Origin of the sequence: Clostridium sardiniense, assembly GCF_016907995.1 — a bacterium.
GTDB classification, from domain to species: Bacteria; Bacillota; Clostridia; order Clostridiales; family Clostridiaceae; genus Clostridium; species Clostridium sardiniense.
Genome location: NZ_JAFBDA010000004.1, coordinates 133629 through 148676, shown reverse-complemented (window position 1 = coordinate 148676; position 15048 = coordinate 133629). Strand labels below are relative to the sequence as shown.

Below are 15048 nucleotides of genomic sequence, written 5' to 3'. Positions count from 1 at the left end.
AATATACTTTTTAAAATGGATACTATAAAAAGTTTAATGAACCATATTTAATATTGAGAATGTTATAATAGTTATGAAATATTTAGTGTACTTTAGTTAAATAGTAATTTGAATTAGCTATGGCTAACATTTTTAAATTAAACATATAATTATTTAAGAAATTTTTATAGAAGAAATGAAAAATAAATATTTATATAAATTAAAAGGCTAGGAATTCACTCCTAGCCTTTATTTTAAAGTTTAGTATGTTTGTTTTATGAAAGGTTTTTTATGGAATAGAACCCATAACGTTAAACTAGTTATAGCAACAATTAAATACATAGTTCCAATGGCAACTATTTTATTACCTACATTTAAAGTTATAAGGAACATTCCAACGCTACCCATTATTGTATTCGCGAAGCTTATAAGGGAAGACGCTGAGCCTATATTGGTATCTTGCTGAGCTAACATTAAGTTTGTACTAGGTGGTCTTAACATATTACCACAAAGCATAGCAGGAACTAATGAAAGGGCAAAAATATATGGCGATTTATTTCCTACTGTAATTAATAAAATTCCGCTTAAAATTAAAACTATAAAGTCTACAGTCATAATACTATTACTTTTAAATCTTTTTGCTAGTTTAACGTAGAGCATTGGCCCTATTATTAAAAATATAGCAGAGAAAGAATAGAAGTAAGTATAAACATCATCTTTTAAACCAAAACCATCGATGTAGATATAAGATGACATAGTTATATAAGCCATAAGTGGTATTGATGTTATTGAAAATATAAGCATAAGTAATGAAAACCCTGGATTTTTGCTAACAACTTTTAAATTACCAAAAACTTTAGATAATTTTTGAGTGCTATAAGTTATTAAAGTTTCTTCTAATAAAATCCCACCAACTATACCAATTATACTAACAATTGTTAAAGTCCAAAATATTCCGTGCCATGAAGAATATTTTAATATAAGTGCGCCTATTGAAGGAGCAATAACTGGTGTAGTCATCGCTATTGATTGAACTAAAGCTAACATGGCGACTAATTTTTTGCCAGTATAGACATCTTTCATCATAGCAGTAGAAACTGATACGGCAGAACCACTACCCATAGCTTGAATTATACGAGATATTATAAGTGTTTCAACGCTACTTGAATTTGCACATAAAAAACTTCCTATACAGTAACAAGTCATTCCTATTAAAAGAATTTTACGTCTTCCGTATTTATCACTTAATGGTCCCCAAAATAACATACCAATTGCATAGAAAATAAAGAAAAATGTTATTGTTAAGTTTAATGTACTTATATCTGTATGAAAAGTATCTACCATTTTAGGTAATGCAGGTAGATAGAGGTCAGTAGACATAGGGACAAAGGCGCTTAAAAATCCAATAAATAATATAAAACCTTTATCTCCTAAGAATTTTTGAGTATTATTGATTTTTTCTTCTGTGTTCATTTAAATCTCCCTGTGTATTCAATTTTATAATAAAAAACAAGAACTTAGACATTTACATTAGATAATTGACTAGTAATGTAAATGCCTAAGTTATTGCATAAAGAAATGATAATATCAAATTAAACATAAGTCAATGTAAGGAAAGGTCTATGTTTACTTTATTTTCTATAACTTTTAAATATTAAAAATAATTTCTTAAGAATTTATAAGTAAATTTATATATAAAATAATAGTATAGAGAATTAACAAAGGAATAGATATAAATGATAGGTAAATAATAGTTGTAACTATTAAACAGATTAAGCATAAAGGGGAGATAGTTTATTTTGAGAAATTTATTTAGTTCAAATGAGAGCTTATTTAAAAAAGTTAAAGATGGGAAACCATCAGGAATTATATTTACGTTATTACTTCCTATAATAGTGCCATTCTTAGCACTTCCTATAGTAGTATTAATGACAATGATTATGAAACTTTTAGGAATATGGAGAATTGGAGCGTTTGCATCTATAAATAGGCCTTTAGGGCTTATGATATCAACAGGATCAGTAATTATAGTATATTTTCTAATAGTTAAATTTAAAGAAAAGAGAAAAATAGCTACTATGGGATTCTCACTTAAAGATAATGCTATATTTAAATACATAAGAGGATTTCTTATAGGGGTTTTAATGATTTTTATAGTTGCTGTTTTAATAGTTGCTATAGGTAATGGAAAATTTGTATTTAATAAAAATTTAGATTTTTCTTTTTTAATATCCTTTATATTTATGATTATAGCTTGGATTATTCAAGGTGCATCAGAAGAAATTATGATGAGAGGTCATATGTTGCCAGTTTTAGGGGTTAAAATTTCACCTATAGTTGCAATAATAATATCATCGTCATATTTTGTAGTACTTCATCTTGGAAATGCAGGTGTAGCACCGCTTGCTATAGTAAACCTAATATTATTTGGAATTTTTGCTGCTATATATGCAATTTATGAGGAAAGTCTTTGGGGGGTATGTGCATTACATAGTGCTTGGAATTTCGCTCAAGGAAATATATTTGGATTTCTAGTAAGTGGTACAGAGACAGGTGTAGGAAGTATTATAAACACGAAAATATTAGAAAATAATTTAATTAATGGTGGAACATTCGGACCAGAGGGCGGGGTTATAGTTACTTTAATATTGGCTATTGGAATAGCTATTTTAGTATACTTACTTATAAGAAAAAATAAATTAAAGATATAAAAATAAGCTAACCTATATTTTAAAATATAAGTTAGCTTATTCTATTGTAACCTTATTTATATTTTGCCAAGCATGTAGTTTTTCTTTTATTATTTCACGATGTCTAAGATTAGGATTAATTTTAGTTTCCAAAATATATTCTTTTGGAAATATAGTTTTAATATCTTTATTATGAGAGATAGACTTAAAATCAGTAACAATAAAATCTTTATCATTTTTTAAAATAGATATTACTCCATTGAAATCTTCATTAGATGTGTTTTTGGCTGTAGTCTTATCAACTTTATATCCAGATAGAGAGTATGTTATATAAGCAAGAAGTACATTGTTTTCAACTTCTTTTCCCACAATGTCATATGATAAAAATATTTGATTTGCATTAGAAAAGTGCTTATCTTTATAATCTTTTTTTAAGTAATTAGATATAACATTATCTAATCTTTTATAAGAGATAAAATTTTCTTCTTTATTTAAACTTTCATTAGGAATATACTCTTGTTCAAAAGCAAATAAAACAATAATGGCAGTTGATACAAGAATTATAATTAATTTCTTCAAAAAATCACCCCCTATAAGAATAGTATAAAGCATGTCTAACACCTAATTAACAACAAAAGGGTTAAAAAAAGGAATATTTAAGGTTACATTAAGGAAAATATAAGATTTCAAAAATAATGTGTATAATAAATATATGAGATTTTAAAAATGGAGTGATTATTATGCAAAAGACTAATGCGATGAGAATATTAGACAAGAATAAAATAGAATACAATGCACTTGAGTATGACTGCTCAGATGGTCATATAGATGGAGCTTCAGTAGCAGAAAAGACAGGGCAAGATCCAAAGACAGTATATAAAACATTAGTTACAATTGGTAACTCAAAAAATCTTTATGTATTTGTTATTCCTGTACTTGAGGAATTAGACTTGAAGAAAGCTGCAAAGGTATCAGGGGAGAAAAAAGTTGAAATGATACATGTTAAAGATATAAATAAACTAACTGGATACATAAGGGGAGGTTGTTCTCCTATAGGAATGAAAAAACAGTATAAAACATTTATACAAAAGGAAGGACTAGAACTGGAAAAGATAGTCTTTAGTGGTGGAAAGATAGGACTTCAGATAGAGATGAATCCAAAAGATATAGAAAAAGCAATTAGAGTGGATTTTGAAGATTTAATAAAATAGTAGTATGTATGGTATAAGCTAACTTGGATAAACTAACCTTATAATGAAAAAGGAGAGTTTATTATGAAAACAAAGAAGGTTATATCGTATTTAATTATAGCTAATTTAATAGTAATTTTATTATATATCCTTGGAAACTTTAAAGTAATAGATGAATTTATAGATGTGTTTGTTTTGGTTATATTCACACCAATGATATTTGGCGTTTTTTTATTTTATATATTGAAACCATTAAATGAGATATTTATAAGAAAGGGATTAAAGCGTTCTATGGCAACAGCTTTAACACTTGTTATTTTTATATTTGTGCTATCAGGTATAGCAAAGTATTTTGGAGAATATTTTATAAAGCAGATAATACAATTAAGGCAAATTATAAATTCAATATTAATAGAAAATAATATAAGAGAATTTGCAGAAAAAGGTTTTAATGATGGTCAATTAAAAGTATTTATAGATGGATTTGCTAATCAGATTATAAGATATATTAATTTAATACTATCTAATGTAGGCGGAATATTTAATAAGGGAATGATGTTATTTTCAAATGTTATACTTGTTATTTTAATAACTTTTTTCTTGTTAAGAGATGGAGATCAGTTTAAACCTCATGTACTTAAATATTGCCCTAAGAAATATCAAGGTACTGCTGAGGATATACTATCTGAAAGTGATACAGTATTATCAAGTTATATAATAGGTCAGGCTACAGTAGCATTATCTTTAGCAATAATGGTCTTTATAGGATATAAAATAATAGGTATGCCAGGTGCGTTATTTTTAGCAGGATCGACATTTGTATTAGCATTTATACCTTTTGTTGGATTTTTTATATCCATGATAATCCCATATATACTTGCAGCATCTATGGGACTAGGTATGATAATTAAACTTACTATATTATTTATAATAGCTCAGACTTTAAAAGGAAGAGTAGTTGTACCATTTATTATGGGAAGGGCCATGAAGATACATCCAATAACGGATATATTTTTAGTTGTAGGAGCTGCTGCAATTGGAGGTCCTATAGCAGCTTTTTGTATAGTGCCTATATATTCATTATTAAAAGTGATTTTGAAAAATTTAAGAGACAATGGTTATATATCTTATGAAAAAATAATAGAGAAAAAATTCAATTAGAAAATAATAAATATAATAAATAACTATCTTATAATTCTATAATTATAAGATAGTTATTTATTTATGTAAATGTTTAAATTAGTGATATAATTGGTATTAAGAACTATCAGGTAATAAGAACTATTATTATTAAAGGGGTGATATTGTGTATGATGTTGTAATAATTGGTGGTGGAGTTATTGGTGGAAACATCGCTAGAGAACTTTCAAAATACAAATTAGAAGTCTGTATGATAGAAAAAGAGGAAGATGTTAGCTGTGGCTGCTCCAAGGCTAATAGTGGAATAGTACATGGTGGATATGCAGATACTCCAGGAACATTAAAGGCTGAGCTTTGCGTTAAAGGGAATAGAATGTTCGCTGATCTAGAAAAGGATCTAAATTTTGGTTATAGGGAGACAGGCTCTCTAGTATTAGCATTCTCAGATGAAGAGAAGGAGCATTTAGAAAAACTTTATAATGATGGTATAGAAAATGGAGTAGGTGGACTTAAAATAATAGATGGTGAAGAAGTAATTAAAATGGAGCCTCATCTAAATAAGGAAGTAAAGTGGGCGTTATATTGTAGTGATTCAGGGGTATGCTCTCCATATGAATTTACTATAGCCCTTATAGAAAATGCCATAAAAAATGGAATGGAATTAAGACTAAGTGAGGAAGTTATAGGACTTGAAAAGTCAGGAGATAGATTTAAAGTTAAAACTAATAAATGTGTTATTGAATCAAGATATGTAATAAATGCAGCTGGTGTATATAGTGATAAGGTATCAAAAATGATAGGAGTAGACACATTTGATATTATTCCTAGAAAAGGTGAATATATAATATTTAATAAAGATCAAGCTTATTTAGTGAATAAGGTAATATTCCAAGTGCCTACTAAAAAGGGAAAAGGGATATTAGTTACAACAACTTATCATGGCAATCTTTTAATAGGTCCAGATGCAGAGCAAGTTGCTCATAAAGATGATGTATCAACAGATGAAAAATCCCTTAGAGAGATTGTAGATTCTGCAAGAAAATCAGTAAGTGGATTTGATATGAAGAAGGCTTTAACTTCTTTTGCGGGAGTAAGACCTACTAGTTCAACTAAGGATTTTATAGTGGAGGAGACTGATGTTAAAGGATTCCTAAATGTAACAGGAGACTCACCAGGGCTTACATCATCACCTGCAATAGCTAAGAAGGTAATTGGAATACTTAGAGATTCAGGACTAAAATTAGAAGAAAATAATGATTTTATTGCCTATAGAAAACCTATATTTATTAAAAAAGATAGGGACTTTAAAGGAGATATTAATGCAATAGATCCAAAGAAACATATAATATGTAGATGTGAAACAGTCACTGAAGCTGAAATAGTAGATGCACTAAATAGAGAGATAAAGATTTGCTCTATAGATGCTATTAAAAGACGTACAAGAGCTGGGATGGGTACATGCCAAGGGGCATTTTGTAGACCAAGAGTTAGAAAGCTTATTGCAGAAACTCTAAATATAAAGGAAGAAGATGTAGGTGGCTTAGCACCAAGGTCATCAGATCTCCATAATAGAGTTAAAAGAATGGATATAATGAAACTTTAATATAAACATAAAATGAGTGTCTTTACTGTTATATAAATAATAATAGTAAAGACACTCATTTTGTTATATTAAATAACGTAAAAGAATACTGCTATAAAGTGGCAGAGAGTTCCAAGCATTATAAAGATGTGAAAAATTTCATGAGTACCAAAGGGTCCTATTTGAAGTCTATCATCCTTAAATGCGTAGATAACCCCACCAATTGTGTACATAACTCCCCCAAGAACTAGTAAAAATAAAGCTTGAGGTACTAATACTTGTGATAATGGGTATATTGCAAATATAGCAAACCAACCAATTGCTATATACATTACGCTTGAAATCCATTTAGGGCAACCAACCCAAAACATTTTAAATATAATTCCAAGTACACCAGAGGTTAATACTGCTCCAAATAGAATCCAACCAATTTTATTGTTCAGAGCTATTAAGCAAAATGGTGCATATGAACCTGTGATAAGTACAAATATCATTGAGTGATCTAATTTTTTTAATCTATATATTACCTTTTCGGTAGAAATAACTGAGTGATAAGTCGCAGAAGCTGAGTAAAGCAAAATCATGCTGATTCCAAACATAATAACTGACAGTATAGCAATAAATCCACTATGGGTTAATATCGCCTTTATAACTAAAGCTATTAATCCTACTAATGAAAGAGCAGCACCTATAAGGTGAGTAAGCCCATTTACTGGTTCTCTAAAATATTTATCCATACTTAAACCTCCAAAAAATTCCACGTAGTTTTTATAACTACTTATTATAATATTATTATATTATTTATAACTAAATATGGTCAAAGTTATTATTGACTCAAAAATGAGTAAAAATACTTAAAATACTGTAAAAATATTGAATTATCTCCGAAATACTATTATTATTAAAATATAGATATTTTGACACGTAGTTTTTGAAACTAGATTGGGAAGTGAAGTTATGGAAAAAAAACAAATAATAAAGTTGATAGAGGAAATGGCATTAGAGAAAAATATTAGATTAGAAGATATGCCGGAAATAGATCTATATATGGACCAAGTTATACAGTTATTTGAGAGTAAATATAATGACGCTAAAAGAAATAAAGAAGATAAGGTATTAACAAAAACAATGATAAATAATTATGCTAAGGGTAAGCTTCTTATGCCAATTAAAAATAAAAAGTATTCAAAAGAGCATTTAATACTTATGAGCCTCATTTATAATTTAAAGGGCAGTTTATCAATAAGTGATATAAAATCATCTTTAGATCATATAGTAAAAGAATTTGAAAATGGATCAGAATATCCTTTAAGAGAGGTATATAATGCTTATTTAGAACAGTGCGAAGAAGATTTAGATAGCTTTAAAAAGAGCGTTTGTGATAAGGATGAATTAGTAAAAAATAAGGTTAAAAATCATAAAGATAAGGATTTTGAAGAAAAGTTTCTACTTCTATGTTCAATGATTAATATGAGCAATATGTATAGAAGAATGGGAGAAAAAATTATAGATGAGTTCTTAACTATAGAAGGAGGAAAATAAAATTTATGAAAAATTTAAATGACCTAAAGAAGCAAATAGATTCTATAGATGGTAGAGGTTATAAATCTTATAAAGTATTAGAGGGAGATTATGATTTTTCAGATTATATACTTCATATAGATCATGTTCAAGGAGATCCGTTTGCATCACCATCAAGAATAAGAGTAAGTATGAAAAGTAATGTAAATAAGATTCCATATGATTTATTTAATGAAACCCATAAAAGAATAGCAGTTCAAGATTTTATAACTAGGGTTTTTTCTCAAAATATAAATAGATTTGGAGAAAGGGTTATGGGATCTGGTAAAAGTGGAATGATAAATATAAGTAGATGCCCACAAGAAATACTAGATAGAACAGCAATTGTTATAGATAAAGATAAAATTGAAGCAAGATTTGAAGTTGGATTTCCAGCTAGGGGAAGAAGTGTTTTAGGAAGAGAACTTCAAAAGATACTTTATGATTTCTTACCGAAGATAGTAGATGATAGCTTAAAATATGAAAAGCTAAATAAAAATAAACTTATAAATAGAGTTAAACTTGTATGTGATCAAGAGTTTATAAGAGAAGAACTTAAAAGACAGGGATTAGTTTCATTTGTTGCTAATGAATCAATATTACCAAGAGAAAGTGGTGTATCAACTAGACCATTAAGAGATGGAAGAGAATTTATATCACCAAAGGAATTAGAGGTATCAATAAAATTACCAAACAAAGGAATAATTAAAGGAATGGGAATAAAAAAGGGAATAACTTTGATAGTTGGTGGAGGATACCATGGTAAGTCAACTCTTTTAAATGCTCTAGAACTTGGAGTATACAATCACATAGAAGGTGATGGAAGAGAGTATGTTATATCTGATAGCACAGCTATGAAAGTTAGAGCTGAAGATGGTAGAGCAATAATAAAGGATGATATATCTTTATTTATAAATAACCTTCCAAATGGAAAAGATACTAAGAAGTTTACAAGTGAAAATGCTAGTGGTAGTACATCACAGGCTGCAAATATAGTTGAGGCCATGGAATCAGGTAGCAATTTATTACTTATAGATGAAGATACATCTGCAACTAATTTTATGATTAGAGATGATGTTATGCAAAGCTTAGTATCTAACGAAAATGAGCCAATAACTCCATTTATAGAGCTTGTTAGAGGAATATATGAAGAAAAGGATATATCAACTATCATAGTTGTTGGAAGTTCAGGAGATTATTTTGATATTGCAGATACTGTAATACAAATGGATGCATATGAGCCAAAGGATGTAACAAATAAAGCTAAGGGATTAGCTAAGGGACTTATTCTTAAGAGAATAGAAGATAGAGATTTAAAGATTGACATAAACTTTGATAGAAAGTTATTAAAGGGATCAATAGAGAAGGGTCCAAAGGGTGTGAAAATTAAGACTCTAGGGGTAGATGGACTTAATATAAATAGAGAAGAATTAAATTTAAGATCTGTTGAGCAAATAGTAGATAAAGAGCAGGTAACTACAATTGGAAACGTAATGAAATGGGCTGATGATAAATTAGTTAATAATAGTCTTACTATGATTGAAATAACAGATAAAATAATAGATGAGATAAAAAATAAAGGCTTACTATCAATTAGCGGAACTAAAGGCGGCGCTGGAAACTTAGCACTTCCAAGAAAACAAGAAATAATGGCTGCCTTTAATAGATATAGAAAGCTTAGAATAAAGTAAATTTTAAAATTATAGTAACTAGATTTGTACAGGGGCATATCTAGTTACTATTTTTTGTGATTAGTTATATGATTCAATCTATAAGCAAAATGATCTTGTACTTATAAATCTTTAGTCATTTTCATATGTAAAATTCCTACTTCTGTGAATTCTTCACCTATCTTTTTATAACTAATTCTTTCATAAAATGCTATAGTTGTTTTTCTAGCATTTAGTATTATTTTAGTAAAACCTTTATCTTTAGCAAAGCTTTCTGCAAAAGATATAAGTTTTCTTCCTATATTTTTATTACGTAAAGATTCATCTACAGCGACTTGTTTCATTTGAAGTGTAGTATTATTAAATTTCCTTAATAGAAGTGTACCCACAACTTTAGAATTAATAAGTGCACAAATATGATAGTCATATATTTCTATTTCTAAAGCATCATCTGATATATCCATTCCTAAAGGCTTTCTTAAAACATTATCTCTAAGTCTCAATTCAGATTTATATTCTGGAGTATTAAAAAATACCTCTTTTATTATTATCTCATTCATTAAAATTCACCCCAAATTAATGTATTTATATTAAGATTTTATTATATATAGTTATTTGTGAACAGTATATAATAAAAATTTAGTATATTATTAAGTAGGAGGGGATGTGTAGGTATGAAAATAATAATTTCTATATTAGTAGTAATTATAATATTATTAGGTGGGATATTAGGTTTTGTAGGAAATTATTTCTATAATTTAGCACTTAACCCACACATGTCAAAGGATGCAATATTTGGTGCAACTGAAGAAGCAAGCAGTGATGCAGTATCTAAAGATGAAACTAGTGGGGAAACTAGATCTGAAGATCTAGAATGGCTTTTAGCGGAATCAGATTATAAAGATAAATATGTAAAGTCTAATGATGGGCTTAAACTTCATAGCTATGAAGTTATAAATACAAAGAAAACAAACAACTGGGTTGTAGTTGTTCATGGATATACTAGTGAAGGAAAGCAAATGTCTAGCTTTGCAAAACCTTTTTATGATATGGGATATAATGTACTAATTCCAGACTTAAGAGGGCACGGAAAAAGCGAAGGTGACTATATAGGCATGGGATGGGATGATAGATTAGATATTATAAAATGGATAGATCATATAATAGATGAAAATGAGAATGCAAATATAGTACTTCATGGAGTATCAATGGGGGCGGCTACAGTTATGATGACAGCGGGAGAAGAACTTCCAAGCAATGTTAAGGCTATAATCGAGGATTGTGGTTATACTTCAGCTTGGGATGAATTTTCATATCAATTAAAAGCACTTTTTAAGTTACCATCATTTCCAGTAATGAATGCAGCGAGTGTAGTTAGTAAGATAAGAGCTGGATATTGGCTTGGAGAGGGCTCTGCAATAAAGCAAGTTGCTAAATCAAAGACACCTATGCTATTTATACATGGGGATGCAGATGACTTTGTTCCATACTTTATGTTGGATGAATTATATAATGCAGCAAATTCTGAGAAGGAAAAGTTAGTAATAGAAGGTGCCGGACATGCTAAGGCAGCAACAGTAAATCCTGAGCTTTACTGGGATACAATAAAGAAATTTATAGATAAGAATATTTAAAATACTTTATAGAAATAAAGGAGGACTTTATGAGAAAGTTAAGTCATGGTTGTACTTTAGATTGCTTTGATTGCTGTAAATTTAATGTTTACGTTGATGATAATAATATAATCAAAATAGAAGGTGATAAGGGACATCCATACACTAAAGGATTTGTATGCAAAAAGGGACTAGCTCATTTAGATAGATTAAATCATAAAGATAGAATATATAGCCCAATGATAAAAAGAGATGATAAGTGGTTGGAGATATCATTTGATGAGGCTTTAGATATAATGGCAGAGAAATTAAAAAAGTATAAAACTGATTTTGGTTCAAAATCAATTATGTACTATGAACAATATGGTAATGGAGCTATATTAAAGAGTATAGGGAATACATTTTTTAATATGTATGGTGGTGTAAGTACATCAAAAGGGGGTCCATGTTGGAGTGCTGGAATAACGGCACAGAAATATGATTTTGGAGATGTTAGAAGCCATTCATTAGAAGATATGTTAAATAGCAAAAGTATATTTGTTTGGGGTAAAAATCCTGCATTTACTACTATTCATACCATGCAAATGATTAGAAAAGCTAAGGCTAATGGAAGCAAAATAGTAGTAATAGATCCTATATATACTGAGACTGCTAAAATTTCTGATTTATATATAAGAGTTAAGCCAGGTGGAGATTATGCTTTAGCTTTAGCAATGGGAAAGATAATCATAGAAAAAGATTTATGTGATTTTGAATATATAGATTCATATGTATTAGGATTTAATGATTATAGAAGATATATTGAATCGTTAGAACTAGATGAACTTTTAAAAAGATCTGGGGTATCTAGAGATGCTTTAGAAAAATTAGTTGAGTTATATACTAATAAATACTCTACACTTTTATTAGGTTATGGAATGCAAAAATATAAAAACGGTGGAAATACGATTAGATCTATAGATGCTTTAGGGGCTATAACAGGACAAATAGGTTTTAGCGGTGGAGGAGTAAACTATGCAAATAAAGTTTATCCTAAAATATTAAATGGAGATCCTTATAATAGCGAAAATTTCGGTGATAATAGACTGTTTTATGTAAGTGATATAAGTGATTTTATTGACGAAACAATAGAGGGTGATACCTATTATAAAAATGGAATATTTACTAATGATATAAAAAATAGAGAAGATTTAGAGAAATTAAATATTCCAATAAAGATGGCTGTTATAACTAAAAGTAATTTATTAAATCAATTAGCTGATTTAAATAAGATTAAGGATTCAATAAATAAAATTGAATTTAAAGTTTGTTTTGATATGTTTATGACAGACACAGCAAATATTTGTGATATGGTTATCCCAACTACAAGCACATTAGAAAGTGAAGATTTACTATTTAGCTCAATGACAAATCCATATATTATTTATAATGAGAAACTTGTAGAACCTAAGAATAAGTATATGGATGAGTATTATTTCTTTATGGAATTAGCAAAGAGAATGGGAATAGAGAAATATCCATTAGTCTCAAAGAAAGAATATTTAACTAAGGTTATAGAACCACTTAAAGGTTATTATAAAGATATGTCATTAGATAAAATAAAAAATGAATATATAACAATACATGAGAGCATTCCATGGGAGGATAAAAAATTTTTAACACCATCAGGCAAGTTTGAAATTTCTTTATATAGAGATAACTTCAAAGATAATAGGGAAGGTAAATTTAGACTATTAACTAATCATGGCAGGGATTCTCTATCTAGTCAGCATTTCATGGATACAGAAGGTATATCTAAAGCTTATATAAATGAGAAGATGGCAAAGAGTATAAATATATCTAATGGAGAGACGGTAAACTTAAAATCAACAAATGGAGCAATAAAAGTAGAAATAATTATAGATGAATCTGTAATTGATGATGTTGTAATGATGTATGTAGGATGGTGGAATAAGCATGGAAATCCTAACTTATTAACAGAGTCAGGAATATCAGATATAGGTGGACAAGTAACATATAATGAAACCTTTGTAGAGATAGAAACTAAGCGTAAATAGTGTCTCACATTTTGGATATAAAGCATATAATAACCTTGAAAAATAATATTTATGGAATGAAAAAATGAAGCATAATGATTGGGTAATAATGAGGTTTAGAGGAGATCCAAATAAGAAATCTTTCACTCTTGAAGAAGCAAAAAAGATAGCTAAAGACTTAAAAATTGATTTTCCTAAAGAAAAGTTTGATATAGAGCAATTTAGAATGGGACTAGATGTAGAACTTGAACATGGAAGTAGATCGCCAAGGACTGATGTTACACATGATGATCCTATATTAACAGGTAAAATAGCTTTGGCACACTTGATGGAATTTCCGGATTATTATACAAGACTTAAAAAACTTGAATCTGAAGCTGAGGTTTATTGGAGCAAAAAAAGATAACATAGGGATATTATTTGTAAATTAGATACACAATTTTTATAAGATTGTGTATCTTTTTATATTTAGAAATATTTTCGTGATTATAAAACGTCCTTAAAGGTGAAAGGTGACAGGAACTTAAAGTAACCTTTAAGAATATAATATAATAAATTTTTTTTTGGGAGAAAAGTTATGATAAGTAATAAAAAGTATGTTGTACTATCGTTAGAATTACATTTATTTTTTGCAAGAATAATGAAAGAGCATTCTCTTTTTTTAGAGGCAGGGTTTACACCTAAAGATTCTAAACTTGCTAAAGAAGCGGATTGTTATAAGCGAAGATTTGAGGAAGTTTTATTAGAAGCAGTTAAACTAAGTGACGGTATAATTAGGGAAGAAGTATTAGAGTCTGGAGAATTTTTTACTGACTATACATTAAGCACGGAACGAAAAACAGAGCACTTTACAGGCATAAAGATAAATGAAAAGATAACTATGATGGAGCTAAAGCTACACTGTGAAGAACATAAATATATTAAGTCTGAAACGGTTAAAGATGTAAAGCAGCTTAATAAGAGAGCAAGGAGATTGGTAGAGGGCCTTATAGATTTAAAGATGAGAATATTGGATTGTGTACTATGTTGTGAGATATTTACAATGAATTATCCTCTACTTATTGAACATATAATCAGAGAGGCAAAATTATATCGTGATTATATAGTAAAGCTTGAGAATAATGAAGATGTTGAGGAGATTGATAATAGGGATATTAAAGAAACTCAACTATTTTGGGATAGAATTATGATGGAGCATGCGCTATTTATTAGAGGATTACTTGATCCGGCTGAGAATAATTTAATTGATACGTCAGATAAGATTGCTAAAGAGTATGATATGATTATTAAAAAGGCACGTAGAATGACTGATGAAACAATGTCTGATGTTACTATGGAAACCTTAAATGAAACAATTAAAATTAAAGATTTTAAGCAAGCTGGAACAAAGGGTATAGATGAATGTAAAATACGATCAATAATTTTACCTCTCCTTGGAGATCATGTACTAAGGGAAGCTAACCATTATATTAGAATATTAGAAAAATATAAAGGAAAAATAGAAGAATGTTAGGGGTTATAGTTAATTAAAAATTATCTATAAGATATCAATAAATTAGGAGAGGCGAATTTTAAAAAATTCACCTCT

General features: G+C 28.6%; 14 protein-coding genes. 10 read left to right on the top strand and 4 right to left on the bottom strand.

What is annotated here, in order from left to right; all coding sequences use genetic code 11:
- Positions 1–240 precede the first annotated feature (240 nt).
- Complete coding sequence (locus JOC62_RS05345) at positions 241–1452, bottom strand: multidrug effflux MFS transporter (RefSeq protein WP_204594195.1); 1212 nt, start codon at positions 1450–1452, stop codon at positions 241–243.
- A 326-nt stretch (positions 1453–1778) separates the two neighbouring features.
- Here JOC62_RS05345 and JOC62_RS05340 point away from each other — a divergent pair, with 326 nt between their 5' ends.
- Positions 1779–2690 (top strand): CPBP family intramembrane glutamic endopeptidase, encoded by a 912-nt coding sequence (locus JOC62_RS05340; protein ID WP_204594194.1) that lies wholly within the window; start codon positions 1779–1781, stop codon positions 2688–2690.
- A 36-nt stretch (positions 2691–2726) separates the two neighbouring features.
- On the opposite strand, the gene JOC62_RS05335 is transcribed toward JOC62_RS05340, so the two are convergent.
- Positions 2727–3248 (bottom strand): hypothetical protein, encoded by a 522-nt coding sequence (locus JOC62_RS05335; RefSeq protein ID WP_204594193.1) that lies wholly within the window; start codon positions 3246–3248, stop codon positions 2727–2729.
- A 161-nt stretch (positions 3249–3409) separates the two neighbouring features.
- On the opposite strand from JOC62_RS05335, the gene ybaK reads away from it, so the two are divergent.
- From ybaK to JOC62_RS05320, 3 genes are all read left to right on the top strand, one after another.
- Positions 3410–3880 (top strand): Cys-tRNA(Pro) deacylase, encoded by a 471-nt coding sequence (ybaK, locus tag JOC62_RS05330; RefSeq protein WP_204594192.1) that lies wholly within the window; start codon positions 3410–3412, stop codon positions 3878–3880.
- 63 nt (positions 3881–3943) lie between these two features.
- Positions 3944–5020 carry an AI-2E family transporter gene (locus JOC62_RS05325; RefSeq protein ID WP_204594191.1) on the top strand — a complete coding sequence of 359 codons (1077 nt, stop codon included), beginning with the start codon at positions 3944–3946 and terminating at the stop codon, positions 5018–5020.
- 145 nt (positions 5021–5165) lie between these two features.
- Positions 5166–6602 (top strand): FAD-dependent oxidoreductase, encoded by a 1437-nt coding sequence (locus JOC62_RS05320; RefSeq protein ID WP_204594190.1) that lies wholly within the window; start codon positions 5166–5168, stop codon positions 6600–6602.
- 68 nt (positions 6603–6670) lie between these two features.
- Here JOC62_RS05320 and trhA read toward each other — a convergent pair whose 3' ends face one another.
- Positions 6671–7318 carry a PAQR family membrane homeostasis protein TrhA gene (gene trhA / locus JOC62_RS05315; protein ID WP_204594189.1) on the bottom strand — a complete coding sequence of 216 codons (648 nt, stop codon included), beginning with the start codon at positions 7316–7318 and terminating at the stop codon, positions 6671–6673.
- A 220-nt stretch (positions 7319–7538) separates the two neighbouring features.
- Here trhA and JOC62_RS05310 point away from each other — a divergent pair, with 220 nt between their 5' ends.
- Together JOC62_RS05310 and JOC62_RS05305 are read left to right on the top strand one after the other, a co-directional pair.
- Positions 7539–8123, top strand: a complete 585-nt coding sequence (locus JOC62_RS05310; RefSeq protein ID WP_204594188.1) for a DUF1836 domain-containing protein — start codon at positions 7539–7541, stop codon at positions 8121–8123.
- A 5-nt stretch (positions 8124–8128) separates the two neighbouring features.
- Positions 8129–9832 carry an ABC-ATPase domain-containing protein gene (locus JOC62_RS05305; protein ID WP_204594187.1) on the top strand — a complete coding sequence of 568 codons (1704 nt, stop codon included), beginning with the start codon at positions 8129–8131 and terminating at the stop codon, positions 9830–9832.
- 101 nt (positions 9833–9933) lie between these two features.
- Here the strand turns inward: JOC62_RS05305 and JOC62_RS05300 are convergent, their stop codons facing one another.
- Positions 9934–10371: a GNAT family N-acetyltransferase gene (locus JOC62_RS05300; RefSeq protein ID WP_204594186.1), complete on the bottom strand. Its 438-nt coding sequence runs from the start codon at positions 10369–10371 to the stop codon at positions 9934–9936.
- A 114-nt stretch (positions 10372–10485) separates the two neighbouring features.
- On the opposite strand from JOC62_RS05300, the gene JOC62_RS05295 reads away from it, so the two are divergent.
- From JOC62_RS05295 to JOC62_RS05280, 4 genes are all read left to right on the top strand, one after another.
- Positions 10486–11445 carry an alpha/beta hydrolase gene (locus JOC62_RS05295; RefSeq protein ID WP_204594185.1) on the top strand — a complete coding sequence of 320 codons (960 nt, stop codon included), beginning with the start codon at positions 10486–10488 and terminating at the stop codon, positions 11443–11445.
- A 29-nt stretch (positions 11446–11474) separates the two neighbouring features.
- A complete protein-coding gene (locus JOC62_RS05290; RefSeq protein WP_204594184.1) occupies positions 11475–13481 on the top strand; it encodes a molybdopterin-dependent oxidoreductase in 2007 nt (668 codons plus the stop codon).
- 64 nt (positions 13482–13545) lie between these two features.
- On the top strand, positions 13546–13866 hold the full coding sequence (locus tag JOC62_RS05285) for a DUF5661 family protein (protein ID WP_204594183.1): 321 nt from the start codon (positions 13546–13548) through the stop codon (positions 13864–13866).
- Between the two features lie 171 nt (positions 13867–14037).
- Positions 14038–14973, top strand: coding sequence for a DUF2935 domain-containing protein (locus JOC62_RS05280; RefSeq protein WP_204594182.1), 936 nt, complete (start codon positions 14038–14040; stop codon positions 14971–14973).
- Positions 14974–15048 lie beyond the last annotated feature (75 nt).

Coding starts and splice junctions, on each gene's coding strand:
- JOC62_RS05285 (WP_204594183.1), top strand. CDS start 13,546: ATGAAGCATAATGATTGGGTAATAATGAGGTTTAGAGGAGATCCAAAT.
- JOC62_RS05295 (WP_204594185.1), top strand. CDS start 10,486: ATGAAAATAATAATTTCTATATTAGTAGTAATTATAATATTATTAGGT.
- ybaK (WP_204594192.1), top strand. CDS start 3,410: ATGCAAAAGACTAATGCGATGAGAATATTAGACAAGAATAAAATAGAA.
- JOC62_RS05325 (WP_204594191.1), top strand. CDS start 3,944: ATGAAAACAAAGAAGGTTATATCGTATTTAATTATAGCTAATTTAATA.
- trhA (WP_204594189.1), bottom strand. CDS start 7,318: ATGGATAAATATTTTAGAGAACCAGTAAATGGGCTTACTCACCTTATA.
- JOC62_RS05300 (WP_204594186.1), bottom strand. CDS start 10,371: ATGAATGAGATAATAATAAAAGAGGTATTTTTTAATACTCCAGAATAT.
- JOC62_RS05305 (WP_204594187.1), top strand. CDS start 8,129: ATGAAAAATTTAAATGACCTAAAGAAGCAAATAGATTCTATAGATGGT.
- JOC62_RS05345 (WP_204594195.1), bottom strand. CDS start 1,452: ATGAACACAGAAGAAAAAATCAATAATACTCAAAAATTCTTAGGAGAT.
- JOC62_RS05310 (WP_204594188.1), top strand. CDS start 7,539: ATGGAAAAAAAACAAATAATAAAGTTGATAGAGGAAATGGCATTAGAG.
- JOC62_RS05290 (WP_204594184.1), top strand. CDS start 11,475: ATGAGAAAGTTAAGTCATGGTTGTACTTTAGATTGCTTTGATTGCTGT.
- JOC62_RS05280 (WP_204594182.1), top strand. CDS start 14,038: ATGATAAGTAATAAAAAGTATGTTGTACTATCGTTAGAATTACATTTA.